Source organism: Priestia sp. 179-F W1.4 NHS, from assembly GCF_045369295.1.
Taxonomy (GTDB): domain Bacteria; phylum Bacillota; class Bacilli; order Bacillales; family Bacillaceae_H; genus Priestia; species Priestia zanthoxyli.
Genome location: NZ_JBIQFF010000010.1, coordinates 1 through 23,700, shown reverse-complemented (window position 1 = coordinate 23,700; position 23,700 = coordinate 1). Strand labels below are relative to the sequence as shown.

The 23,700-nt window shown below is 37.7% G+C and carries 27 protein-coding genes and 1 tRNA gene; 23 read left to right on the top strand and 5 right to left on the bottom strand.

The window, feature by feature from the left end:
* Positions 1 to 44: 44 nt before the first annotated feature.
* The 3 genes from ACH0CI_RS24910 (at position 45) to ACH0CI_RS24900 (ending at position 3,208) form a co-directional block, all read left to right on the top strand.
* Positions 45 to 1,157, top strand: a complete 1,113-nt coding sequence (locus tag ACH0CI_RS24910) for an acyltransferase (protein WP_406902397.1) — start codon at positions 45 to 47, stop codon at positions 1,155 to 1,157.
* A 145-nt stretch (positions 1,158 to 1,302) separates the two neighbouring features.
* Complete coding sequence (locus ACH0CI_RS24905; protein ID WP_028411890.1) at positions 1,303 to 1,980, top strand: response regulator transcription factor; 678 nt, start codon at positions 1,303 to 1,305, stop codon at positions 1,978 to 1,980.
* The gene (locus ACH0CI_RS24900) at positions 1,973 to 3,208 is read left to right on the top strand and encodes a sensor histidine kinase (protein WP_033580797.1); all 1,236 of its coding nucleotides are present in this window, start codon (positions 1,973 to 1,975) and stop codon (positions 3,206 to 3,208) included. Before ACH0CI_RS24905 ends, ACH0CI_RS24900 begins: the two co-directional genes overlap by 8 nt.
* 16 nt (positions 3,209 to 3,224) lie before the next feature.
* Here ACH0CI_RS24900 and ACH0CI_RS24895 read toward each other — a convergent pair whose 3' ends face one another.
* The 3 genes from ACH0CI_RS24895 to ACH0CI_RS24885 are packed head-to-tail and all read right to left on the bottom strand — an operon-like array spanning position 3,225 to position 5,552.
* Positions 3,225 to 4,115 (bottom strand): RnfABCDGE type electron transport complex subunit D, encoded by an 891-nt coding sequence (locus ACH0CI_RS24895; RefSeq protein ID WP_406902396.1) that lies wholly within the window; start codon positions 4,113 to 4,115, stop codon positions 3,225 to 3,227.
* Positions 4,096 to 5,025, bottom strand: a complete 930-nt coding sequence (locus ACH0CI_RS24890; RefSeq protein WP_406902395.1) for an FAD:protein FMN transferase — start codon at positions 5,023 to 5,025, stop codon at positions 4,096 to 4,098. The genes ACH0CI_RS24895 and ACH0CI_RS24890 overlap by 20 nt, the downstream gene beginning before the upstream one ends.
* Positions 5,026 to 5,039: 14 nt before the next feature.
* Positions 5,040 to 5,552: an FMN-binding protein gene (locus ACH0CI_RS24885; protein WP_047751774.1), complete on the bottom strand. Its 513-nt coding sequence runs from the start codon at positions 5,550 to 5,552 to the stop codon at positions 5,040 to 5,042.
* Positions 5,553 to 5,845: 293 nt separating this feature from the next.
* Here ACH0CI_RS24885 and ACH0CI_RS24880 point away from each other — a divergent pair, with 293 nt between their 5' ends.
* The 4 genes from ACH0CI_RS24880 to uvsE all read left to right on the top strand — a co-directional run bounded on the left by ACH0CI_RS24880 (position 5,846) and on the right by uvsE (position 11,182).
* Positions 5,846 to 6,928: a D-alanine--D-alanine ligase gene (locus ACH0CI_RS24880; protein ID WP_013054995.1), complete on the top strand. Its 1,083-nt coding sequence runs from the start codon at positions 5,846 to 5,848 to the stop codon at positions 6,926 to 6,928.
* Positions 6,929 to 7,025: 97 nt separating this feature from the next.
* Positions 7,026 to 8,408, top strand: a complete 1,383-nt coding sequence (locus ACH0CI_RS24875; RefSeq protein ID WP_033580800.1) for a UDP-N-acetylmuramoyl-tripeptide--D-alanyl-D-alanine ligase — start codon at positions 7,026 to 7,028, stop codon at positions 8,406 to 8,408.
* A gap of 196 nt (positions 8,409 to 8,604) precedes the next feature.
* Positions 8,605 to 10,116, top strand: a complete 1,512-nt coding sequence (gene cshA, locus ACH0CI_RS24870) for a degradosome RNA helicase CshA (protein WP_028411884.1) — start codon at positions 8,605 to 8,607, stop codon at positions 10,114 to 10,116.
* A gap of 94 nt (positions 10,117 to 10,210) precedes the next feature.
* Positions 10,211 to 11,182 (top strand): UV DNA damage repair endonuclease UvsE, encoded by a 972-nt coding sequence (gene uvsE / locus ACH0CI_RS24865; protein ID WP_033580801.1) that lies wholly within the window; start codon positions 10,211 to 10,213, stop codon positions 11,180 to 11,182.
* A gap of 8 nt (positions 11,183 to 11,190) precedes the next feature.
* On the opposite strand, the gene ACH0CI_RS24860 is transcribed toward uvsE, so the two are convergent.
* A complete protein-coding gene (locus tag ACH0CI_RS24860; protein WP_335706845.1) occupies positions 11,191 to 11,793 on the bottom strand; it encodes a rhomboid family intramembrane serine protease in 603 nt (200 codons plus the stop codon).
* 64 nt (positions 11,794 to 11,857) lie between these two features.
* Here ACH0CI_RS24860 and acpS point away from each other — a divergent pair, with 64 nt between their 5' ends.
* The 14 genes from acpS (at position 11,858) to ACH0CI_RS24790 (ending at position 22,759) form a co-directional block, all read left to right on the top strand.
* Positions 11,858 to 12,223, top strand: a complete 366-nt coding sequence (acpS, locus tag ACH0CI_RS24855) for a holo-ACP synthase (protein ID WP_028411881.1) — start codon at positions 11,858 to 11,860, stop codon at positions 12,221 to 12,223.
* A 58-nt stretch (positions 12,224 to 12,281) separates the two neighbouring features.
* Positions 12,282 to 13,340 carry a LolA family protein gene (locus ACH0CI_RS24850; protein ID WP_048022353.1) on the top strand — a complete coding sequence of 353 codons (1,059 nt, stop codon included), beginning with the start codon at positions 12,282 to 12,284 and terminating at the stop codon, positions 13,338 to 13,340.
* 113 nt (positions 13,341 to 13,453) lie between these two features.
* On the top strand, positions 13,454 to 14,644 hold the full coding sequence (gene alr, locus ACH0CI_RS24845) for an alanine racemase (RefSeq protein WP_335706846.1): 1,191 nt from the start codon (positions 13,454 to 13,456) through the stop codon (positions 14,642 to 14,644).
* Positions 14,645 to 14,844: 200 nt separating this feature from the next.
* Positions 14,845 to 15,126: a CopG family ribbon-helix-helix protein gene (locus tag ACH0CI_RS24840; RefSeq protein ID WP_013055003.1), complete on the top strand. Its 282-nt coding sequence runs from the start codon at positions 14,845 to 14,847 to the stop codon at positions 15,124 to 15,126.
* A 4-nt stretch (positions 15,127 to 15,130) separates the two neighbouring features.
* Complete coding sequence (ndoA, locus tag ACH0CI_RS24835) at positions 15,131 to 15,481, top strand: type II toxin-antitoxin system endoribonuclease NdoA (protein ID WP_013055004.1); 351 nt, start codon at positions 15,131 to 15,133, stop codon at positions 15,479 to 15,481.
* Positions 15,482 to 15,636: 155 nt separating this feature from the next.
* Complete coding sequence (locus ACH0CI_RS24830) at positions 15,637 to 16,473, top strand: RsbT co-antagonist protein RsbRA (protein WP_013055005.1); 837 nt, start codon at positions 15,637 to 15,639, stop codon at positions 16,471 to 16,473.
* A 2-nt stretch (positions 16,474 to 16,475) separates the two neighbouring features.
* Positions 16,476 to 16,832: an STAS domain-containing protein gene (locus tag ACH0CI_RS24825; protein ID WP_013055006.1), complete on the top strand. Its 357-nt coding sequence runs from the start codon at positions 16,476 to 16,478 to the stop codon at positions 16,830 to 16,832.
* Between the two features lie 3 nt (positions 16,833 to 16,835).
* A complete protein-coding gene (locus ACH0CI_RS24820; protein WP_013055007.1) occupies positions 16,836 to 17,237 on the top strand; it encodes an anti-sigma regulatory factor in 402 nt (133 codons plus the stop codon).
* 13 nt (positions 17,238 to 17,250) lie between these two features.
* Positions 17,251 to 18,261, top strand: a complete 1,011-nt coding sequence (locus ACH0CI_RS24815; RefSeq protein ID WP_013055008.1) for a PP2C family protein-serine/threonine phosphatase — start codon at positions 17,251 to 17,253, stop codon at positions 18,259 to 18,261.
* Between the two features lie 59 nt (positions 18,262 to 18,320).
* Positions 18,321 to 18,653, top strand: a complete 333-nt coding sequence (locus tag ACH0CI_RS24810; protein WP_013055009.1) for an anti-sigma factor antagonist — start codon at positions 18,321 to 18,323, stop codon at positions 18,651 to 18,653.
* A complete protein-coding gene (gene rsbW / locus ACH0CI_RS24805; RefSeq protein ID WP_025753516.1) occupies positions 18,650 to 19,135 on the top strand; it encodes an anti-sigma B factor RsbW in 486 nt (161 codons plus the stop codon). Before ACH0CI_RS24810 ends, rsbW begins: the two co-directional genes overlap by 4 nt.
* Positions 19,101 to 19,895: an RNA polymerase sigma factor SigB gene (sigB, locus tag ACH0CI_RS24800; RefSeq protein WP_013055011.1), complete on the top strand. Its 795-nt coding sequence runs from the start codon at positions 19,101 to 19,103 to the stop codon at positions 19,893 to 19,895. Before rsbW ends, sigB begins: the two co-directional genes overlap by 35 nt.
* The gene (locus ACH0CI_RS24795) at positions 19,895 to 20,500 is read left to right on the top strand and encodes a PP2C family serine/threonine-protein phosphatase (protein ID WP_033580804.1); all 606 of its coding nucleotides are present in this window, start codon (positions 19,895 to 19,897) and stop codon (positions 20,498 to 20,500) included. The genes sigB and ACH0CI_RS24795 overlap by 1 nt, the downstream gene beginning before the upstream one ends.
* A gap of 84 nt (positions 20,501 to 20,584) precedes the next feature.
* Positions 20,585 to 22,759, top strand: a complete 2,175-nt coding sequence (locus ACH0CI_RS24790) for a Tex family protein (protein ID WP_406902394.1) — start codon at positions 20,585 to 20,587, stop codon at positions 22,757 to 22,759.
* A gap of 57 nt (positions 22,760 to 22,816) precedes the next feature.
* Here ACH0CI_RS24790 and cmpA read toward each other — a convergent pair whose 3' ends face one another.
* On the bottom strand, positions 22,817 to 22,933 hold the full coding sequence (gene cmpA, locus ACH0CI_RS24785) for a cortex morphogenetic protein CmpA (RefSeq protein WP_013055014.1): 117 nt from the start codon (positions 22,931 to 22,933) through the stop codon (positions 22,817 to 22,819).
* 109 nt (positions 22,934 to 23,042) lie between these two features.
* On the opposite strand from cmpA, the gene ACH0CI_RS24780 reads away from it, so the two are divergent.
* On the top strand, positions 23,043 to 23,492 hold the full coding sequence (locus ACH0CI_RS24780; RefSeq protein WP_028411875.1) for a SprT family protein: 450 nt from the start codon (positions 23,043 to 23,045) through the stop codon (positions 23,490 to 23,492).
* A 134-nt stretch (positions 23,493 to 23,626) separates the two neighbouring features.
* Positions 23,627 to 23,698: transfer RNA gene (locus tag ACH0CI_RS24775), tRNA-Asn, on the top strand.
* Positions 23,699 to 23,700: the final 2 nt, after the last annotated feature.

Genomic DNA, 23,700 nt, shown 5'->3' with positions numbered 1-23,700 from the left:
TATTCATCTAGAATGTATATTTCACATTATATAGGAGAGAAAAAGTGAAGCAAAAACAAAAGCAGCATATTCAATCCATTTATTTTTTACGATTATTCGCTATGATGATGGTTGTGCTCGTACATGTAACAGCAGCGTATGCAACGGTACTGCCATTTGCAAGTGAAGCTTATCAGAAATATCATTTCCTTAACCGAATTGTTCGAATTGAAGCAGGGATCTTCATTGTGATCACAGGTTTAGTTTTCTTTTACAGTTACATTAACAAGCCGTTAACAAAGACTTTATGGAAAACGTATTATGCTCGAAGAGTGACATATATTTTAGTTCCCTATGTTATTTGGGCACTTATTTATGAATTTTATTCGTACTATGTAGGAGCAACAGAATTAAATGCAGCTAATATTGTGAAACGTATTTTACGCGGAGAGTCCTACTATCAGCTTCATTTTATCTTTTTAATTGTACAAGTGTATCTCGTGCTGCCGGTTTTTGTATGGCTAGCACAAAAAGTAACCATTTTTAAAAAATACATGTGGCTGTTTGGTATTATCATTCAGCTTGGTTATTTAATGCTTAACAATACGTATCATATCACTTCATTTAATTTATTTTTAAATACAATGGCTACGTTTTTACTCGGCGGTTGGATTGGTATTTATTATCGCGAACAAGTGGATAAAAAGTACAGTCGTTCAAATATTGTATTATTTCTGGTGACGCTCGGATCGGGAATAGCTATTTCACTGTTAAATTATCACTTATACACAATGAAGACAATTCACATTTCAGGCTTTACGTATGAGGCTGTTAATACGCTTTATTTGGTCGTGGGAAGTTATTTCTTCTTCCGAATTGCAGAGATATTAGCTGAAAAGCTTTCTGTGAAGTCCGTGACGGTCGTTAAAAATATTGCCATGTACTCGTTTGGATTTTACTTGATTCATCCAATGGTTTTAAACTTTGTGGCAAAAGCAGTACCAATACAAGGCAACTATATGTTTCACGTAGAAATCTTGGCACGTTATATTTTGACATTAGCGGGCTGTTACCTCATTATTTGGGGATGTCATCGTCTTTTACCGTTTGCTAGCTTTTTGTTTGGTAAACTGCCAAAAGAAGCGGTGTTCATTTACCGACGTCCTGATCATAAATAGCGTTTAGTTAAAAGTTATGCCTGCTTGCAGGCATAACTTTTTTTATAAAGTATAAGAGATGATAACGCGCTAGTTTTAAAATATTTTTAAAAGTGACATGCTAAGATAATGATTATTTAGGTAATCACAAAAGGGGGAATTTGATATGCGTGTACTTGTGGTAGAAGATGATGCTTCATTATTACACGGTATCGTAGAAGGCTTAAAAGAAGAAGGATATGAAGTTGATTGTGCGTCTGATGGAGATGAAGGTTTGTTTTTAGCAGAGCAGAATATTTATGATGCCTTAATTTTAGATATTATGCTGCCGGGTATGACAGGGCTTGACATACTAAAAAAACTAAGAAAACAAAAGGTGTTGACCAAAGTTATTTTTCTTACTGCAAAAGATAGTGTAGAAGATCGAGTGAAAGGACTCGACTATGGAGCCGATGATTATTTGGTTAAGCCTTTTGCCATGGCTGAACTTTTTGCGAGGTTAAGGGTAATGCTTAGGGACTTGCAGGCAGAAGAAGGTATGATTTCATATGGTCCCATTTCTATACGAGAAGCCAATCATGAAGTAGTGATTAATGGAAGTGTCCTCACGTTAACGATTAAAGAATTTCAGCTTTTGGAATATTTTATTCGAAATAAAGAACAAATCCTTATTCGAGATCAAATTTTTAATCGGGTATGGGGTTTTACATCCGATGTAGGAGTGGGCGTAGTTGATGTTTATGTTCACCATTTAAGAAAGAAGCTTCAGCCTTTTAATTGTGACAATTATGTACGTACAGTCAGAGGCGTAGGCTTTATGTTAAAAGGGGAAGAGCATGTTTAAAAAGACGAGAATCAGGCTTGTGTTATTTAACACAATGGTGCTGATGGTTATCTTGAGCATTTTTAGTGTGGTTTTATATTTTTACATGCAGCATCTTATTTTTTTAAACCCGGACAATCGGCTAAGTGAGATGAGCGAGCAGGTTAAAAAAAGAAATTTACATGAAATTCAGGAAAACAATGAGAGAGAAACAGAACGTCGCGTTGCGTTTTTACTTTGGAGCAGTGATAAAAAATTAATCAAAATTACACCTAAAAAAGGGTTATATACAAACGATATTGACGACTTTAAGCCTGCGCTCTCAGAAGGGAAAATCAAAACGTCGCAAGAGGTAAACGGTCATGCTTATCGAGTGATGAATGTGAAAAATGAAGGATATATAAAAGATCAAGACGTTTCAACAATTCAACTTGTCTTAAACGTAGATCCAGAAACTCAAACCTTAGAGCACCTTGCTTTTCTTCTTGTCATTTCAGCTTTTATTGGACTGCTTCTTTCCCTTGTAGCTGGCTTGTTTTTAGCCAATCGAGCGCTTGTACCTATTCAAAAATCTTGGAACAAACAAGTCGAATTTATTGCAGATGCTTCCCATGAGTTAAGGACGCCTCTTTCCGTGATGCAAACGCATCTCGAGCTATTGTTTAGACGACCAAATCATACGATTGAGCAAGAAAGCGAAAACATTTATCAAAGCTTAAACGAAGTAAAGCGGATGACGAAGCTGGTGGGCAACTTACTAACACTCGCTAGATCTGATTCAAGTGCACAGCTGCTAAACAAAACGGTCTTTAATATGGGTGAGCTAGTTGATAAAGTAGCTAATCAGTTTGAGCCTATATTTGAACTAAAGGAGCTGCATTTCACAAGGGAAATTGAATCGTTAATGTTCGGAGGAGATCAAGAACGACTTCATCAGCTATGTATGATTTTGTTAGACAACGCTTTTAAGTACACCCCACCTGGAGAAAGCATTCATATTAGTCTAAAGAAACATCATCACTCTATGACGCTAATTGTCAAAGACACAGGCATTGGAATTGAAGCGAAAGATCTTCCGTATGTGTTTGATCGCTTTTATCGAAGTGATAAGAGTCGGGCGCGTGCCGAAGGAGGATCAGGTTTAGGGCTCGCGATTGCCAAATGGATTGTACAAGCTCATGACGGAGAAATTAAGGTTTTTAGTCAAAAAAACGTGGGTACGGAATTTTATGTGAAAATTCCGCTATGAAAAAAGCTGCCTGTCATTAGGCAGCTTTTTTTGTCACTTTTTTGTTTGCAGTCTTCCATGCTTTCCATGCATTAGCAAGTAACAGGCCGATTAATAAATAGGCAAGGCCGCCAAAAACTAAGTAATCTACGGCGCTAATCGCCCCTGCAAGCATCCCAAATTTTATTTGGTCTTTATACTTCGCAGGAGAAGTTGGCGGATCCGTCACCATAAAGAAGGCTAAAAATAAAGCGGAATTAACAAAAGGAGCTCGTAAAGCATCCGCTACATCACCTACTCCTATTAATGACATAATCGTAAAAATAGCAAAATACACGCCTAAAAACGCAAATACTTGAGGGAATTTATTTACTTTGCTCGTCACAAGGTACCCTGTCACAAACACGAATACAATGAGCCAGACGGGTAGTAAAGATAAGCTTCCCCACCAGCTTTGGCCGCTTGAAAAGACAATAAGTGAAAAGAGAAGACCAAAAGCGGCAGGGTTAAAAATAGGCTTCTTTTTTACTTTTACTAAGTGCTTCGATAAAATAGCAACAGCTACAGTGCAAAATGTGACCCAAGCAGGTGTAGAGGTGCTGAGCACTAAGGCAATAATTAATCCAGTAATAATTCCGCCGTCAGGAAGCTGAATTTTCTTTTTATAAGCAAAAGAAAATCCTAAATCTAAGGCGGCCGCCGAGCATACGGCGAGTAGTAGGTGTCCTAATTCTTGAAAGGCAGAAGAGTTGAATTCACCTAATAAGGTTAAAAGCAGCAGCATAGCCATCACGTATCTTTTAGGTGTTTTAACTAGCTGCCCCCACCGACTTATTTCTTTTGGTTTGTTTTCATCTACAATAATATAACCTTGTGGTGTACTAATATATTTAACACCGCTTCTTCGTTCAGAACGTGTGGTCATCATTCATTAATTCCTCCATATCTGATGTGAAAAAAGGAGTGAAACTAGAATCGAAGAGTACGCCGCGTACGTCGGCATCATTCAATAAATTTACTCCTTTTTCCGCTCCTAAAATAAAAGCTGATGTAGATAATGCATCGGCCAGCATGGCAGAAGGAGCAATAGCTGTACAACTCATTAGACTGCTTCTAGTAGATGGAGATAAGGGATTAACCAAATGATGCATGAATGGTTGCGTCTTATTTTTTCTAGCATAATTTCCTGATGTGCAGACAGCCCTATCTGTTACACGCAAGGTCAGTAATGACTGCGTTTGAATCTGAGGGTGCTGAATCCCGACTTTCCACAAATCTCCGTGTTGATTGAGTCCTTTAACTAGGATGTCTCCTCCGGCATTAATCATAAAATGCTGATAAGGAAGGGAGCGGGCAGCCAAATCAATAGCTAATCCTTTGGCGACCGCTCCAAGATCTATAATCATCGGTTTTTGTAAGAGAACCGTTTTTTTATGTGTATTCAATACGATGTCTTTATAACTTCCAGAATCGACTGCTTCGTTCACTTGTACGGGCTTTCCATCTAAATAATGTTCGTTAAAACCACGTTTTTCTAATTGTTTTCCTACCGTTGGGTCAAAGATTCCATGCGTTTCATCTGCTACTAAGATAGCGAAATGAAGGGCTTCAAATAATAGGGGGCTAACAGCAACCGGTTCTTTGATATGTCTAATTAGCTTCATAACTTCGCTTTTGGCATCAAATCGACTGCATGTCGTTTCGACGGTCTTAAAAATAGTAAATGCCTTTGAGATATGGTGAAGGACATTTGCTTCCTCCGATTGGGGAGCAATTACTTGAATGGACACGGTTGTTCCCATACATAAGACAGAGCGGCTATACGTTTTTATGGACATCATTCGTTTCTCCTTTATGCATTCATTGCTTGCTGAAGGGCGTCATCCACGGCATTTTGAAAATCTTCTGTGCTAAGCGTTGCTCCGCTCACGACGTCGACATCTGAGTTTTGTCTTTGTACGACTTGAGACGGAAGATCCTCAATGTAACTCTCAGAATAGTGAGTATCCGCTTCTGTAATTTCAACTGTATCAATTCGGTCGTTTTTAATGGTCACAGATACGTAAACAGTTCCGATACGGTTGCTTCCTTGACCAGAATACGTTCCATCTTTGTATTTTGTTTTAGGAGCAGAACTTTCGGTACTCGCTGATGAAGGGTGCTTATTAGAAGAAGCGATATCTTCTCCCCAGTTATCATTAACAATCGTTTGATTGTCTGTCTGATCTCTCGTTTTTTTCTGATGATGAGCCGGTGTGACTTGAACAGCTTGCGCGTCAGATAGAGTGTTTATATAACCAGTTGCATAAATACTTCCAATGGCTACGCTGCATGCAGCAATCATCGTTTTTCCCATTTTACTCATATTTGTTGAACCTCCTGATTTATACCAGAACTATAGTTTCGATTATTGATGATGATCTTTAGCATAAATAAACTTTATAAATAAACTTTTAAAAAAGATTTAAAATCAAAAAAGTTTTTTCAAAAATAAATGATTCAAGTGAAAAGGTCATTTTAAATAATGAAAGGAGAAGCTGGAATTTCTTTCACAAGCCTAGCTATTTTGACATACGTAATAATAGTTAATATTTCTGTTTACTATCTAAACGTGCATGATAAAATAGAAAAGATGAATATGTGTTAGGAGGAACATCAGTGAAAATTAAGCTTGGCCTTTTATACGGAGGAAAATCCGCTGAACATAAAGTATCTTTACAAACAGCTCTAGCAGTTTCAAAAGCAATTAATCACGATAAATATGAAGTGCATCCAATTTACATTACAGAAACAGGAAAATGGATTCGCGGCACACAGCTGACTGGTCCGCTTGAAACAGTTGCTCAATTAGAAATTCAAGATAACGGAACAGCTATTTCACCAGTTTCATTGAATACAGAAATGTTTGCATTAACAGATTCAAAAACAGATGATCAACTAGATGTTATTTTCCCACTTCTTCATGGTCCAAATGGAGAAGATGGTACGGTACAAGGATTATTAGAATTATTGAATATTCCTTATGTTGGAAACGGCGTATTAGCTTCAGCAGCTGGTATGGATAAAGTTGTAATGAAGCAGCTGTTTGCACAGGCAGGTCTGCCTCAAGTGGAGTACGTATCATTTATCCGCCGCGAGTGGGAAGCAGATCGAACGGCTGCTTATGAAAAAGTAGAAACACTTGGATACCCTTGCTTTGTTAAACCAGCAAACTTAGGTTCAAGTGTTGGGATCAGCAAATGTGATAACCGCGAAGAGTTAGAAGCGGCATTTGTTGAAGCCTTCTTATTTGATCGAAAAATCATTGTAGAAGCAGCAGCAGTTGGTCGTGAAGTTGAAATTGGTGTGTTAGGGAATGATGAAGCAGCTTGTTCAGTAGTTGGAGAAATCTTACCTAAAAAAGCGTTTTACGATTACAAAGCAAAATATGAAGACGGCGATACAGGTCTTATTATTCCAGCTGAAATTACAGAAGAACAGCATCAAGAAATGTCAGCACTAGCAATCAAAGCATTTAAAGCAATTGATGGATCTGGTCTTGTACGTGCAGATTTCTTCTTAACATCAGAAGGTAAATTCATTATTAATGAAGTGAATACGATGCCTGGTTTTACACCTTTCAGTATGTTCCCGTTATTGTGGAAACACGCAGGTGTTGAATATCCAGATTTAATTGAAAAACTTGTATCACTAGCAATTGAACGTCATACCGAAAAGCAGCAAATTAAACACACAATGTAACTCACACAACACTATTCATCATGAATAGTGTTTCTGTGTTTAGTTTCAATTAAATAGTATCCATAGTTTACTTTATATCGAGAGGAGCAAACCAACAATGATTAAACGTACGCTTAAACAGCTAGCTGCAATGATTCCAGGAAGTGTATTTCATAGCGGGAACGAAGCAACTGTAATTGAGGGAGTCTCAATTGATACGAGAACTATTCAGCAAGGCAATTTATATATCCCAATTAAAGGGGAACGTTTTAACGGGCATGTATTTGTCGATAAAGCAATTGAAAACGGAGCGGTCGCTACTCTGTGGAACAAAGATGAAGAAAACCCACCGACAGACATTAGCGTTATTTTAGTCGATGATACGCTAGAAGCTCTTCAGCAATTAGCGAAATCCTATCGTCACGAGTTAGATATTAAAGTAGTGGGCATTACAGGAAGTAACGGAAAAACAACGGCAAAAGACATGGTGAAAGCTGTGCTTGATACAACTTACCGTGTTCTGAAAACAGATGGAAACTTTAATAATCATATTGGCATGCCGCTTACTATTTTGCGTTTAGATGAAACTCATGATATTGCCGTTTTAGAAATGGGCATGAGCAGCCGAGGAGAGATTGAGTTTCTTTCTAATTTAGCGGAGCCTGATGTGGCCATTATTACAAATATCGGAGAATCGCACCTTCAAGACTTAGGAAGTCGTGATGGAATTGCGGAGGCAAAATTAGAAATTACAAGCGGCTTAGCACCAACAGGCCAGCTTGTCTATAATGGTGATGAGCCACTTTTAACGTCGCGCGTAGTTAATCCAGCATTTGAAACGGTGACATTTGGCAGCTCAGAACAAAACGATTTGTATCCAAGTGCTATTTCAGCCGAAGAGTTAGGAACAACATTCACTGTTTCACGTGAAACAACATATTCATTCTTTATCCCGGTATTAGGTAAACATAATGTTCACAATGCGCTTTCTGCTATTGCGGTAGGTCATTATTTTGGACTAGACAACGAAACAATCGCTAAGGGATTAAAAGAATTAAAGCTAACAAATATGCGTATGGAGCTTGTAAAACGAACAGATGGCCTGACCTTCATTAACGACGCATATAACGCAAGTCCAACGTCCGTTAAAGCTGCTATCACGTTGATGCATGATTTAGAAGGCTATAAGCAAAAAATTCTTGTTCTTGGGGATATGCTTGAATTAGGCGATCAGGAAAAAGAGTTCCACAAAGAAGTGGGAGAGTTTATTCAAGCAGAAAAAATTGATTATGTTCTAACATACGGTCCTTTATCTGTTGAAATTGAGCAAGGAGCAAAAAATAATTTTGCAGAAGATAAGGTAATACACTTTGAGGAGAAAGATGAGCTTGTTGAAAAATTAACAGCGATTACAACAAGAGAAGATGTGGTTTTAGTGAAAGCATCTCGAGGGATGAAGCTTGAGGAAGTTATCTCAAAAATGATGCATAAATTACCGTGATATTAAAAAGAGTATAAGTAAGCTCTATTGCAAACGGAAAGCCATAGTGTTATGATGTAGTCTGAGTGTCTTGAGGCGCTTATACTCTAAACGTTGAATTTATTGAAGTAGTCGTTTAGAGCATTTTCCGTTTCCTCGGAGAATGCTTTTTTTTGTAAAATATAGATAGTCTAAATATAAAAGGAGTTTGAAAAACTTGGCATTATTTCAAGATTTAGGATTAAGTCAACAGCTTAACAAAGCTGTGAGTAAAATGGGTTTTGAAGAAGCAACACCAATTCAATCAGAAACTATCCCATTAGCACTAGAAGGTCACGATTTGATCGGACAAGCACAAACAGGAACAGGGAAAACAGCGGCATTTGGTATTCCTCTTATTGAAAAAGTTGATGTAAACGTAGATGCAATTCAAGGGTTAATTATTGCTCCTACTCGTGAACTTGCTGTACAGGTATCTGAAGAACTTTACAAAATTGGTCAAACAAAGCGCGTACGCGTGCTATCAATTTATGGTGGTCAAGATATCAGTCGTCAAATTCGTGCATTGAAAAAGCACCCTCATATCATCGTAGGGACACCAGGACGTATGCTAGATCATATTAATCGTCGTACACTTCGTCTACAAGACGTTCATACAGTTATTTTAGATGAAGCAGATGAAATGTTAAACATGGGATTCATCGAAGACATTGAAAAAATCTTATCAAACGTACCTGAGAACCACCAAACACTTTTATTCTCAGCAACAATGCCTACTCCAATCCGTCGCATTGCTGAAAAATTCATGAACGAACCAAAAGTGGTAAAAGTAAAAGCAAAAGAAGTAACGATGCCAAACATTACGCAGTATTATTTAGAAGTACAAGAAAAGCGTAAATTTGATATCCTTACTCGTCTTTTAGATATGCAATCACCTGAATTAGCTATCATCTTTGGTCGTACAAAGCGCCGTGTTGATGAGTTATCAGAAGCATTAAATATGCGTGGTTATTCTGCACAAGGTATCCATGGTGACTTGACACAATCGAAACGTCTATCTGTACTACGTCAATTTAAAGAAGGTTCTATTGATGTATTAGTTGCGACAGACGTAGCTGCACGCGGACTTGATATTTCTGGTGTTACTCATGTATACAACTTTGATATCCCTCAAGATCCGGAGAGCTATGTACACCGTATCGGACGTACAGGCCGTGCTGGTAAAATGGGTGCTGCTATGACATTTGTAACGCCAAGAGAAACTGGACAGTTACACAATATTGAGCGTACAACAAAACGTAAAATGGAGCGTATGACTGCTCCAACGCTTGATGAAGCAATGGAAGGTCAACAGCGTATTGCAGCTGACAAATTAACGGAATCTGTGACACAAGGCAACTTATCTTACTACAAACAGTTGGCAGAAGAGTTACTTGAAGAGCACGATTCAGTTTCATTAGTGGCAGCGGCAATCAAATTATTTACAAAAGAACCAAATGAATCACCAATTCAATTAACTGCTGAACCACCGGTAATTGCAAAAGGTGATAAAAACAAACGTGGAAATGGCGGAGGTCGTTCACGTTCTAACTCTAAAAACTACTCACAGCAAAATCGTCGTGGAAACTCAAAGCGTTTTGGTGACAAGCGTCGCGGTGGAAGCAACGGCAGTGATAATAGAAATCGCAATAGCAGCAGTAATCGTAAAGATTCTCGCAGCAAAGCGTAAAATAAAAACGAGCCTTAACAGGCTCGTTTTTTTATGTGTTAATTGCTATTTTATTGGTGCACACTATGAGTAAAATAAAATGGGGTGTTCACTAATGTCGACCATTGTTCGGTTAGGTTATGTGGCGATGAGCGTTCATTTGGAAAATAGTTCTCCTTCTCAAACAATGACTTTTGCACAATTTCAGCGTGTGAAAGACCATGAAGCGGCCATTCGCAAGCTCGAACGTATTGCAATATCCAACTTAGAAAACTGCTTACGGTTATTAAAACATAATGCGTGGAGTGAAATTGAGTTTTTTCGATTCAGTTCTAAGTTAATTCCATTAGCTAACCATGAGGCACTAAAAGAGTGGAATTACATAGCTCCTTTAAAAGATGCTCTTCAGCGTATTTCTGTATTTTTGAAGGAACATCCAATGCGAGTAGATTTTCACCCGGATCATTTTGTTGTTTTAAACTCAACGGATAAAGAGGTTTTTAAGCATTCTATCCAAACTCTTCGCATGCATCAAAAGTTGCTGAAAGGAATGGATATTCCGCTTCAAAATCGCTGTGTTTTACATGTTGGAGGAGCTTATAATGATAAAGAAAAAGCACTGGAGCAGTTTATTCATAATTGGGGGCTTGTACCTCAATCCCTTCAGCAAATGATTATGTTGGAAAACGACGATACAACCTTTCATATAAAAGACGTCTTGTATTTATGTGAAAAACTAAATGTCCCAATCATTTTTGATCTTCATCATCATCAGGCGAACAATGATGAAACTTCATGGCAAGAGCATTGGGACCGTATCATTAGAACATGGGAACATGAAACACTCCCTCTAAAAATGCATATATCTAGTCCTAAAAGTGATAAAGAATTTAGAGCCCATGCAGATTATATCGATGTTAATGGGTTTTACAGCTTTTTAAAAGAAGTAAATGGAACGATACCGCAAATTGATTGCATGATTGAAGCTAAGAAAAAAGATGAAGCGCTCTTTCAGTTAGTAAGAGATTTAAAAACTTATGAAGATGTGGAATTTATTAACTCATCCACTTTTTATATTAAATCCTAAAGCAGGCCTCATATCTGTGGCTTGTTTTTCGGTTTGAACGTAAGAAAAGCGAGAAGAAATCCAGCAATACCTCCAGCGAAATGAGCTGTATTGTTGGTTCCTGGCGTTAGCAGACCTGAAAGTAATCCAATAATTAAAAAGACGACAATGATTTGCTGGTTGCTTTTAGAAAGCATATGCTTTTGTTTTATGACAAGATAGAGGTAATATCCGAGCAGTCCGAAAATGGCACCGGATGCACCCACATGGCTGTAAAAAGAAGATTGGATTAGAAATGTAACGATATTTCCAAGCAATCCACACGTAAGGTAGAATAGAAGAAACTTATAAGAAGAAAGAATACGCTCAGCGCCTGGTCCTAACAAGAACAATGAAAATGAGTTAAAAAGAAGATGTGAAAAGCTTAGATGTAAAAAGATAGGTGTGAAAAGCCGCCAGTAGTCTCCTTGGGAAATTAAACTATTCACACCAATAAGCTGATGTATAAAAGATTCTGCAAGGTGTGAGGGAAGAGCGGCAAGTAACCATAGCGCAATGTGGATGCAGATAAGCGTGAAGGTAACAGGATAAAAACGTTTAAATTCAGCTGCATTTTCTGTGCGTACGAACATATTTGTCACTCCTTTTTATAAAGGCATTTTTATATACTATTCTGTAAGAGAGGATTAAATGAAAATGATTATAGGAACTGGAATTGATATTACAGAGTTAGAGCGGATTGAAAAAATGGTGCAGCGTCAAAGCGCTTTTATTACTCGGATTTTAACAAAAAATGAAAGAGAACGCTATGAAAAGCTATCAAGCCGACGTAAGGTCGAATTTTTAGCAGGAAGATTTGCTGTGAAGGAAGCATATTCGAAAGCTCTTGGAACAGGAATAGGGAAAGATTTCAGCTTCCAAGATATCGAAATCGTGAATGATGAAAGAGGGAAACCCCACATTGTTACAAAACAACCACTGGAAGCGTCTGTACACGTATCTATTTCCCACAGTGCGCACTATGCGATTGCTCAAGTAATTATTGAACGCTTGTCAAGCTAGTCTGCATATTCACTATTTCTTGTTCATATATTCATAGTGTGGATAGGGGAGACAAGATATGTTCTTGCTTCTCCGTTTAGCTGTGAATATACGAAACAAAGGAGTTGGGGAAATGCATAAAAAATGGGTTGGCTTATTTGTTTGCGCCTTTTTTCTCTTAGCCTTATCAGCATGCGGTGAAAAAAGTCAGCAGGATGTAACAGATGCATTGGATGCCAAGGTACAAGAAATGGCGGGGTATAAATCAGATGCTAAGATGACATTGAATACAGGGAAAGATGCTCAAGTATACGATGTAGAGATTTGGCATAGTAAGCCTATGTACTATCGAGTGAATTTGAAAAATACAAAGAAAGATCAAAGCCAAATGATTTTGCGTAATGATGAAGGGGTTTTTGTTTTAACGCCTGCCTTAAATAAAAGCTTTCGTTTTCAAAGTGACTGGCCGCAAAATAGCAGTCAAGCTTATTTGTATGAATCCCTTGTCCAAGATATTGTGAAGGATGAAAAGGCAAGTTTTAAATCAACGGATAAACATTATATTTTTGAAACAAAAACGAACTATCAAAATAGCACAATGCTTCCTAAACAAGAAATTACGCTGAACAAAAGTGACTTAGCGCCTGTGTCGGTTAAAATTATGGATACGGATAATAAAGTGTTAATAAAAGTTGATTTCTCTAAGGTGAAATTCGATTCTAAGTTTGATAAAGGGGCTTTTGATACAAAAAGAAACATGACAAGTGCAAAGATTGACATTCCGACATTAGCTCAGCACAAATCATTTAGCGTTCTTTATCCTAAGGACGTTCCAAAAGGTACAAAGCTGTCCAAGGAAAAGAAAATCGAGACGGAAAATGGTGAGAGAGTCGTTTTAATGTACAAAGGAGAAAAGCCGTTTACGCTTGTACAAGAAAAAGCGCAAGTAGCTAAAACAGCAACATCTACAGTTACTGCCGGAGAGCCATTTGATTTAGGTTTTACTGTGGGAGCTTTAACGGATAAAAGTCTATCTTGGACATATAATGGAGTAGACTTTATGCTGGCTTCTGATCAGCTGACACCAGATGAATTGAGTACAGTTGCTAGATCTGTGCAAAGTCAGATGGGAAAATAAGAGAAGCTTACAAGCCTGCATATATGTAGGCTTGTTCTTGCTTAATTTGAATAAAGATCGAGATGAAGTTTGGCTATAGATGTATTATACTAACAGAGGAAAGTACGTTTAGAATGGTTCTGAAAAAAGGAAGTGTCGTAGTAATGGATGCATTTTATAGAGAAACATGGGCAGAAATTGATGTAGAAGCCATTTTTCAAAATGTGAATCATGTAAGAGAACTTATACCGGGGCATAAAACGTTAATGGCCGTAGTAAAAGCGAATGCGTACGGGCATGGAGATAAAGAAGTAGCAGAGATTGCGCTTCAAGCTGGCGCTGATATGCTAGCTGTAGCTTTTTTGGATGAAGCTATTGCTCTTCGAAAAAAAGGAATAAAGGAATCCATTTTAGTATTAGGAGCCGTGCCTCCCTTACACATTCAAACTGCATTGAAGTGGGATGTAACGGTCACTGCTTATAGCAAAGCTTGGATTGAAGAAGCGGCGTCCATTCTAGGTGCAAACAGTCAGTTGCATATGCATTTAAAAATAGATACAGGCATGGGTCGCTTAGGAATTAGAACAAAAGAAGAATTACACGAAACGATGAATATCATCACTTCTCATTCAGGGTTCGCGCTGGATGGAGTGTTTACGCACTTTGCAACAGCAGACGAGCTAAATTCGTCTTATTTTGAAGAACAATACACATTCTTTGAAGAAATGGTTCGAATTGTGAAAGAACATAATTTTACACCTCCGATGATTCACTGTGCAAATAGCGCAGCTTTGCTTCGTCGTCCGAGCGATATCTTTAATGGCGTACGCTTAGGTATCTCTATGTATGGCTTGAGTCCTTCAGAGGAATTAAAAGAAGTCTTGCCAATTCCGTTAAAACAAGCTTTTTCGCTGCACAGCCGTATTGTGCATGTTAAAAAAGTCAAAAAAGGGAGTCATATCAGTTACGGAGCTACTTATGAAGCTAAAGAAGATGAATGGATTGCTACTATTCCAGTAGGATACGCAGACGGCTGGATTCGTAAATTAAGTAATTTTGAAGTGTTAGTAGATGGAGTTAAAGTGCCAATTATTGGTAGGATATGCATGGATCAATTGATGATTAAATTGCCTAAAATGTATAAAACGGGTACAAAAGTAACATTTATTGGAAAACAACAAGGTGCTGAAATTACAATTGATGAAGTAGCAAAGCATCTTGAAACAATTAATTATGAAATCCCTTGCATGATTGCAGCAAGGGTTCCGAGGGTTTATACAAGAGATTCTCAGCACATTCATGTTAATAATTATATCTTGCGCTGAATATACATCTTCCTGAGTCAACATAAAAAGCCTGCGAACAAAAGACAATAAAATAATAACTTCCATGCATAAAAGAGGGTATCAATTGACGATAATAGTGTAGAAATTGACAGAATTAACTTTCCATTAAAGCTAATCAATGTTATGATAAGGAAAGATGAGACTATTGGTGTGTGTATTGATGTTGGAGGTGTATGTTTGTGTCTGAAGCGAGCGCAACTACAGAAATCCTAGTAAGATTACCGAAAAATTTAGTATCGGAGCTCGATCTTATGGTTAAACAAGAAAATGGCAACCGAAGTGATTTTATTCACCAAGCAACAAAATTGTACCTTCGTGAGCGAAAAAAACGCCATATTCGCGAATCAATGAGACGTGGATATATGGAGATGGCAAAGATAAACTTAAATATTGCTTCCGAGGCTTTTCTAGCAGAGTATGAAGCTGATCATACTGTGGATCGTTTAGTAAGCGGGGGGTAATGACTTGGTAGTCAAACGTGGCGACGTTTATTTTGCTGACCTATCTCCTGTTGTTGGCTCAGAACAAGGAGGCGTTCGCCCTGTACTTGTCATTCAAAATGATATAGGCAATCGTTTTAGCCCAACTGTTATTGTAGCTGCGATCACTGCTCAAATTCAAAAGGCAAAGTTACCTACGCATGTTGAAATTGATGCAAAGCGCTATGGATTTGAGCGAGATTCAGTTATTTTACTAGAACAAATTCGTACTATTGATAAACAGAGGCTAACAGACAAGATTACCCATTTAGATGATGAAATGATGGACAGAGTGGATGAAGCCTTGCAAATCAGTGTAGGACTTATCGACTTTTAGAATTATACTTCCATTTATGCTAAGTTGCTCCTTTATGAGCAACTTTTTTAATTTGACTAGGAATAATCAGTAAACGTATATTGTAATAAGAAACGTTTTAAAAATGATAATATATATAGATATAAATGAGTGTATTGACTCACAAGGAGGACCTCATGAATCAAGATTTATTCAATTATATACAAAATCATAAATCAGAAATTTTTGATCGATGGCTAGTGTTAATGAATGATGTGGAAACAGAGCGGATTAAAAACATTGTATCCGAGCAAGTGTACGTAAATGTAAGCTCTGATTTTGTAAATTTACTTTTGGCAAAAGCATTCCGTGATCAGGAAAATTTTGCAGAGGAACTAGAGGAAGTAGTAGGACGAGTTGTGAGTTTAGGATGGCCTCTTGCTTATTTGACACAGGGTGTACGTAACTTGGGTCATGTAGTGGTTGAAGGGTATGTAAACAGTGAACATGTAAAGGCTGATCAAACTCATTCTGAATTATTCTATCGGTTTGACAAGTGGTTAAGCCCTATTTATAACAAAATAGTAGAACAATACTCCAACTCGTGGGAAAATACAGTTATGTTGCAAAAAGTTGCACTTCAAGAATTGTCTGCTCCATTAATACCGGTATTTGATAAAATTACGGTAATGCCGCTTGTGGGAACAATTGACACTGATCGCGCGAAGAAAATTATGGAAAACTTACTGCAAGGTGTCGTAAAGCACCGATCAGAGGTCGTATTAATAGATATTACCGGAGTACCAGTAGTGGATACGATGGTTGCCCATCATATCATTCAAGCTGCTGAAGCCGTACGTTTGGTTGGAGCCAAGTGTTTGTTAGTAGGAATTCGTCCGGAAATTGCTCAGACTATTGTGAACTTAGGTATTAACTTAAATGAAATTATTACGAAAAACTCATTAAAAAAAGGTGTAGAGTTTGCGTTAGAAATGACTGAGCGGAAAATAGTTGATATAGAATCGGAGGAATAAACGTGAGAATACCCATTTTGAAATTGTACGACTACTTATTGGTATCCATTCAATGGGAGCTGGATGATCAAACGGCTATTCAATTCCAAGAAGATTTGCTAAGTAAAATTCATCAAACTGGAGCAAAAGGAGTGGTAATCGATTTAACTTCAATTGATATGATCGATTCATTCATCGCAAAAGTGTTAGGTGACGTGGTTAGCATGTCTAATTTGATGGGGGCCAGAGTAGTATTAACAGGTATCCAGCCTGCAGTAGCTATTACACTTGTTGAGTTAGGGATTGGCCTAAACGATGTTCTTACTGCACTCGATTTAGAAAAAGGTCTTGAGAAACTCCAATCGGAATTGGGGGATTAGTATATGGAATTCCAATCCAGCGTAAAAATCGTAACAGAATGGGACATCGTAGCGGCACGCCAATTAGGTAGAAATGTGTCGAAAGAGCTAGGGTTTGGAACAGTTGACCAAGCTCGTATTACAACCGCCATTTCTGAATTAGCTCGTAATATTTACCTATATGCGGGTAAGGGTCAAATCTATATTGAGAAATTAAATCGTGGAGGAAAAAACGGTCTTCTTGTCGTAGCAACAGATGAAGGGCCAGGTATCCCCGACGTTCGCAAAGTAATGGAAGATGGATACTCAACATCGGGTGGACTAGGAGCTGGGCTTCCTGGGGTAAAACGATTGATGGATGAGTTTGACATCGAAACAAATGTCGGAGAAGGTACTGAGATTAAAGCAGTTAAGTGGCTCCGGTAGGAGGAAATAGATAATGTCTTTTGATAAAGAGATGAGAGATTTATACAAAGATATTTTGGGGAACTATATCCAAACACAAAATGAACAAATTTTGTATCAAGGACAAAAACTAAGTAGAAAATCTTTAGAGAATGAAATATCGCCAGAAGATATTGTGAGCATTCATAAAGAAGTGATTGAAGAAATTTATTCTGATATTCCAGAAAAAGTGCTGCATTCTCTAGACTTTTTACTTGAGGTAATGATTAGCTACGGCCTTGCTCTTCGTGAGCATCAAACATTAAAAAATAAGCAGCGGGAACTTCGTTCTGAAATCGAAGTTGCCGCTAACGTCCAGCAGACGCTGTTAGGGACAAAGGTTCCGGCTAGTTCAACTTTAGAAATTGGCGCGATTAGCGTACCTGCTAAACAGATGAACGGAGATTATTTTCACTTTGTAGAAGAAGAGCACGGTGGGTTAAGTATTGCCATTGCCGATGTGATCGGAAAAGGAATTCCAGCTGCAATGTGTATGTCTATGATCAAGTATGCAATGGACAGCTTACCGGACTCAAGAAAAAATCCAAGTTACGTATTGGAGAACTTGAATAATATTGTAGAGAGAAACGTAGATCCAAGTATGTTTATTACGATGTTCTACGGAAGTTATAATCCCGAGACAAACTTATTTGATTATGCATCTGCAGGGCATGAGCCAGGCTTTTATTATGATGCCAAAGCTGATTCATTTGAAGATTTGGAAGCAAAAGGACTCGTGCTAGGAGTCGATCGCCATGTGAAATATCTTCAGTACGAGCAGCAGCTTTCAAAAGGCGATATGATTGTTCTGTTAACAGATGGTGTAACAGAATGCAGAACTGAAGAAGGATTTATCGAAAGATTGGACATCATAAAATTAATTCGAAAATACATGCATTTGTCTCCTCAAGAAATTGTAGAATCTGTATATAAAGAGCTGGAAAAATTACAGCATTTTCAATTGAGAGATGATTTTACATTAATTATTTTGAAGAGTTTAGTTTAAGTATTCTAAATAAGGGTACAGAAAAGATAGCACAAAATTAGAGGGGGTCTACTAATACGATGAATTTAAAAATAGATATACAAAAGGACGGTCAAGCATATCGTATTAAGCTGGCTGGAGAGATTGACGCATATACAGCACCTAAGCTAAAAGAAAAGTTCATGGAAATTACTGAACATACTGAACCGGAAATTATAGTCGATTTAACCGATGTATCATACATGGATAGTACAGGACTAGGTGTATTTATTGCATTGTTAAAAGCCAATAAGAAAAATAACGGCTCTTTGAAATTTGTTGGTGTATCAGAGCGCATCAAGCGCTTATTTGATATTACGGGCCTCACAGACATTTTAAACGTGAATTCACAAGTAGAAGGTGGCGTAAAATGAAACAGCCTTATGACTTTGTTGAGATGAAGATTCCTGCTAAGCCAGACTATGTAGCGATTATTCGACTGACGCTGTCTGGTGTAGCGAACCGGATGGGTTTTTCTTATGATGAAATTGAAGATATGAAAATTGCTGTGAGTGAGGCATGTACAAATGCCGTACAGCATGCTTACAAGAGTGAAGAAAATGGTGAAGTGAGAGTAGGTTTTGGTTTATTTGATGACCGTTTAGAAATCATGGTGGTCGATAAAGGCGAAAGCTTTAATTTTGAAGAGCTTAAGGAACATATAGGACCTTATGAAACATCAAAAGAAGTTGAATTTCTTCCTGAAGGTGGACTTGGTTTATATTTAATTGAAACACTAATGGACGAAGTGAAAATGGTCAATTCAAAAGGTGTAACGCTAATGATGACTAAGTATGTGCAAAGAGAGCAGGTGGAGAGTGATGAAAACACAGTCTCAACCTATGAAATTAACTAAAGAACAGGTTCAGGAACGAATTGAGCGCTTTCAAAAAACGCAGGATGAAGAAGCACAAAGTGATCTAGTAGTACATTACAAGAACCTTGTTGAATCTATTGCACGTCGTTATTCAAAAGGCAGAAGCTTACATGAAGATATTGTGCAGGTAGGGATGCTAGGACTGTTAGGAGCTATTAGAAGGTATGATGCTTCATTTGGAAGAAGTTTTGAATCGTTTGCTGTTCCTACAATCATTGGAGAGATTAAGCGATTTTTACGCGATAAAACGTGGAGTGTTCACGTACCGCGCCGCATCAAAGAATTAGGTCCTAAAATTAAAGCAGCTGTCGAAGAGCTAACAACCCGTTTACAGCGATCTCCTCAAGTAAAAGAAATTGCTGATCATATCGGAGTGACAGAGGAAGAAATTTTAGAAACGATGGAGATGGGGCAAAGTTATCAAGCGTTGTCTGTTGATCATTCTATTGAAGCAGACTCTGATGGAAGTACTGTTACAATCCTTGATTTAGTAGGTGAACAAGAGTCGGGTTATGAGAAAACTGATCAGCGCTTAGTGTTAGAAAAGATTCTTCATGTATTAAGCGATAGAGAAAAAGAAGTAATTCGCTATACATTTATTGAAAATCTGAGTCAAAAAGATGCCGGTGAGAAATTAGGGATTTCTCAAATGCATGTATCTCGACTGCAAAGAAGAGCTCTTGATAAGCTAAGGACTGCAGCTCGCTCAGATTCTAACGATTCGGAGTATATGTCGTGATGACAGTAGACCCGAATACAAAGTCGATTCAAACTCATATATATCAAGAGCCAAAGCAAGGGAACGTGTGTTGTGGAGATAGTTACTATGTCAAAGAAACGGATGATTATTTTCTATGTGCAGTGGCAGATGGATTAGGAAGCGGTGAACAAGCCAGAGCCGCTTCTGTAGCTGTTACGGATGTAGCGAAAGCTCATCATCATCTAGATGTAGATGAGATCATTTCTAAGTGCAACAAGGCTACTCGACATACAAGAGGCGCAGCAGTAGCTATTTTGAAAATTGATAAAAAACATAACGAATTTCATTACACAAATGTAGGTAATATCCGCTTTTATCTGTATTCTCCGGAGGGGAAATTAACGTACCCTCTGCCAATTCAAGGTTTTTTATCAGGGAAAATTCAAAAGTTCCGCACACAAACCTTCCCATATGACTCCGGTTCTAAATTTTTGATTCATACAGATGGCTTAGAATTAAAAGAGATTAAATCTGTTTTTGCTAACTCGATGAATGTCGATCAATTGTCGACACGCCTACAGGCAGCAATTCGATCTCATAATGACGATATTACGTATATCGCTGGTCATCTTCCAACTGCATAGCCTTTCTTTTTAGCTCACATGTGTTATTGCATGTGAGTTTTGTTACAATAGAGACAAAGTTTCATTTAGGTAGGAGGATAAGCTGTGTCTGTTGCAACGAAATTAGATAATCAAATTGTTCAACGTGTAAGTAAAGAGGTAGAGATTTCACACAAGCAAGTACAAAACGTAATTGCTTTAGTAGAAGATGGTAATACAGTTCCCTTTATTGCTCGATATAGAAAAGAACAAACTGGTGCTTTGGATGAAGTCCAAATCCGGAATATTTTAGATTCCTGGAACTACTTAATGAATTTAGAGGAGCGTAAAGAGGAAGTTCACCGATTAATTGAAGAGCAAGGGAAATTAACTGAGGAACTGGCTGCTCAAATTCATCAAGCGAAGAAATTGCAGCAAGTAGAAGATTTATACCGCCCTTTTAAGCAAAAACGACGTACAAAAGCAACTGTAGCAAAAGAAAAAGGTCTTGAACCATTAGCACAGTGGCTACTAAGTTTCCCGAATTCTGACGTAAACATTGAAGCGCAAACATACATAAATGAAGAAGCAGGAGTTCAATCTTCTGACGAAGCTATTCAGGGAGCCCTAGACATTGTAGCGGAACAAATTTCTGACGAAGCATCTTACCGTCAATGGATTCGTACGACCACTGTAAAAGATGGCATAATTGTTACTTCAGTCAAAGATCCGGAAAAAGATGAAAAAAATATCTATGAAATGTACTATGAATATACAGAAGCGGTAAAGCGAATCGTTCCTCATCGTATTTTAGCTATGAATAGAGGAGAAAAAGACGGTATTTTAAAAGTGAGTATTGATGCGCCTACAGATCGTATTCTTTCATATTTACATAAAGAAGTAATCAAGAAAAGGGATTCTTCAGTTGAAGGTTATATCATCTCAGCTATAGAAGATGCTTATAAACGCTTAATAGAACCATCTATTGAACGCGAAATTCGTAAAGACCTATCAGAAAAAGCGGAAGAAAGAGCCATTCACATCTTTTCTGAAAACTTACGAAAACTTCTTCTCCAACCTCCATTGAAAGGGAAAGTGGTATTAGGAGTAGATCCAGCTTTTCGAACAGGCTGCAAATTAGCTGTAGTAGATGAAACAGGCAAGGTATTAAAAATTGATGTTATTTATCCACATCCTCCTGTGAGAAAAGCAGCTGAAGCACAAAATAAATTAAAGAAAATGTTCGCTGAATACCCTATTGAAGTAGTGGCAATTGGAAATGGAACGGCATCTCGCGAAACGGAGCAATTTGTAGCGGATGTTCTTAAAGAAATTGAAAACCCAGTTTATTATTTGATTGTGAATGAAGCGGGAGCAAGCGTATATTCGGCTTCTGATGTTGCTAGAGAAGAATTCCCTGATTTTCAAGTAGAAGAGCGAAGCGCTGTATCGATTGCCAGAAGGCTGCAAGATCCGCTGGCTGAGCTTGTGAAAATCGATCCTAAGTCGGTAGGAGTAGGGCAATATCAGCATGATGTGTCTCAAAAGCAATTAAATGATTCACTGACTTTTATTGTAGAGACAGTAGTAAACCAAGTAGGAGTGAATGCAAACACGGCTTCTGCTTCGCTTCTACAATACGTTGCTGGTCTAAATAAGACAGTTGCTCAAAACATTGTAAAATATCGGGATGAAAACGGAAAATTCTCTAACCGAAAACAGTTGAAGAAAATTCCGCGTCTAGGGGCTAAAACATATGAGCAGTGTATTGGGTTTTTACGTATTATAGAAGGTGAAGAACCTTTAGACAGAACGGGTATCCATCCTGAAACATATGGAGACGTTAAAAAGCTTTTAAAGAAAGCGGAAGTGAAAGAGACTGAACTTGGAACGGAGAAAGTAAAAGAAGCATTAAAACATATTTCTTTATCCGAAATATCAGAAGAACTAAGTATAGGGGAGCTTACTTTAAAAGACATTATAGAAGCGCTCGTAAGACCGGAAAGAGATCCTCGTGATGAACTGCCAAAACCTTTGCTCCGTCAGGATATTTTGAAGCTAGAGGATCTAGCAAAAGGTATTCAGCTTGAAGGAACGGTGCGAAACGTCGTAGACTTCGGAGCGTTCATCGATATAGGAGTTAAGCAAGACGGTCTAGTCCATATTTCTAAATTAACGAATCGGTACGTTAAGCATCCCCTCGATGTCGTTTCAGTAGGAGATTTGGTGAATGTGTGGGTAGAAGACGTAGATATGAAAAAAGGAAGAGTTGCACTGACGATGATTCCACCCCATCAATAATAAAATTGCCTTTTCAGATTTTCTGAAAAGGCAATTTTATTTGTAAAAAGAAGTGATTTAAGAAGCGGAATTATTTTTTTGATAAAAAAACCAACATTGGTTGAGCAATTTTATTTGTGCACGGTCTTTTTCAGAATAAGCGCGCCTCATTTGTTTTTGTAGCCACATTGGCATAAGGACAATCACTCCTTTTCATTTATGATAAGGTGAATAGTGAGTATGTAATGAAGTGTATGCTCAAAGAGCTAGTCAGGTGATTTCATACAGTAGAGGAGTATATAAGATGAATGATAAGGATTTACAAATACTTGTAGAAGAAATTTCATTGAAGCTGTTTCACAAACCATTTCGTCATGAAGCCACTTTTAATTCTCGGTTACGTACGACAGGCGGAAGGTATTTGTTACGTACATCTAATATAGAAGTAAACTACAAATACTTTGAACAATATGGCACACAAGAAATAGTAGAAATTATTAAACATGAGCTCTGTCACTATCATTTGCATATTGAGGGGAAAGGGTATAAGCATGGAGATCAAGACTTTAAAAGGTTAATGAAAGAAGTAGATGCACCTCGATTTTGTCAGGCATTGAAAAAAGAAAGTGATGGAAAGAAAAAAGAGCACATATATGTATGTATGCAGTGTGATCAAAAATATGTTCGAAAAAGAAAAGTGAACACAGTTAAATATGTTTGTGGGAAGTGTAAAGGTAAATTAAAAAAAATGTAGAAGATGCTTGACTAAAATAGATTCATTATGGTAAATTAATAAAGCCGTCTCAAATAAACGGCAAAGAAATTACAAAAACTTATTGACATTACATATAATGTCGATTACAATGTAAGAAGTCTGATAAATATTATTCCACAGTAGCTCAGTGGTAGAGCTATCGGCTGTTAACCGATCGGTCGTAGGTTCGAGTCCTACCTGTGGAGCC

What these genes read in the sequence shown, in the direction of transcription:
- cmpA (WP_013055014.1), bottom strand. Translation starts at nt 22,933, where the DNA reads ATGCCAATGTGGCTACAAAAACAAATGAGGCGCGCTTATTCTGAAAAA.
- ACH0CI_RS24780 (WP_028411875.1), top strand. Translation starts at nt 23,043, where the DNA reads ATGAATGATAAGGATTTACAAATACTTGTAGAAGAAATTTCATTGAAG.
- ACH0CI_RS24900 (WP_033580797.1), top strand. Translation starts at nt 1,973, where the DNA reads ATGTTTAAAAAGACGAGAATCAGGCTTGTGTTATTTAACACAATGGTG.
- ACH0CI_RS24795 (WP_033580804.1), top strand. Translation starts at nt 19,895, where the DNA reads ATGACAGTAGACCCGAATACAAAGTCGATTCAAACTCATATATATCAA.
- rsbW (WP_025753516.1), top strand. Translation starts at nt 18,650, where the DNA reads ATGAAACAGCCTTATGACTTTGTTGAGATGAAGATTCCTGCTAAGCCA.
- acpS (WP_028411881.1), top strand. Translation starts at nt 11,858, where the DNA reads ATGATTATAGGAACTGGAATTGATATTACAGAGTTAGAGCGGATTGAA.
- ACH0CI_RS24850 (WP_048022353.1), top strand. Translation starts at nt 12,282, where the DNA reads ATGTTCTTGCTTCTCCGTTTAGCTGTGAATATACGAAACAAAGGAGTT.
- sigB (WP_013055011.1), top strand. Translation starts at nt 19,101, where the DNA reads ATGAAAACACAGTCTCAACCTATGAAATTAACTAAAGAACAGGTTCAG.
- ACH0CI_RS24830 (WP_013055005.1), top strand. Translation starts at nt 15,637, where the DNA reads ATGAATCAAGATTTATTCAATTATATACAAAATCATAAATCAGAAATT.
- ACH0CI_RS24885 (WP_047751774.1), bottom strand. Translation starts at nt 5,552, where the DNA reads ATGAGTAAAATGGGAAAAACGATGATTGCTGCATGCAGCGTAGCCATT.
- ACH0CI_RS24890 (WP_406902395.1), bottom strand. Translation starts at nt 5,025, where the DNA reads ATGTCCATAAAAACGTATAGCCGCTCTGTCTTATGTATGGGAACAACC.
- ACH0CI_RS24905 (WP_028411890.1), top strand. Translation starts at nt 1,303, where the DNA reads ATGCGTGTACTTGTGGTAGAAGATGATGCTTCATTATTACACGGTATC.
- ACH0CI_RS24860 (WP_335706845.1), bottom strand. Translation starts at nt 11,793, where the DNA reads ATGTTCGTACGCACAGAAAATGCAGCTGAATTTAAACGTTTTTATCCT.
- uvsE (WP_033580801.1), top strand. Translation starts at nt 10,211, where the DNA reads ATGTCGACCATTGTTCGGTTAGGTTATGTGGCGATGAGCGTTCATTTG.
- alr (WP_335706846.1), top strand. Translation starts at nt 13,454, where the DNA reads ATGGTTCTGAAAAAAGGAAGTGTCGTAGTAATGGATGCATTTTATAGA.
- ACH0CI_RS24875 (WP_033580800.1), top strand. Translation starts at nt 7,026, where the DNA reads ATGATTAAACGTACGCTTAAACAGCTAGCTGCAATGATTCCAGGAAGT.
- ACH0CI_RS24815 (WP_013055008.1), top strand. Translation starts at nt 17,251, where the DNA reads ATGTCTTTTGATAAAGAGATGAGAGATTTATACAAAGATATTTTGGGG.
- ACH0CI_RS24895 (WP_406902396.1), bottom strand. Translation starts at nt 4,115, where the DNA reads ATGATGACCACACGTTCTGAACGAAGAAGCGGTGTTAAATATATTAGT.
- ACH0CI_RS24820 (WP_013055007.1), top strand. Translation starts at nt 16,836, where the DNA reads ATGGAATTCCAATCCAGCGTAAAAATCGTAACAGAATGGGACATCGTA.
- ACH0CI_RS24810 (WP_013055009.1), top strand. Translation starts at nt 18,321, where the DNA reads ATGAATTTAAAAATAGATATACAAAAGGACGGTCAAGCATATCGTATT.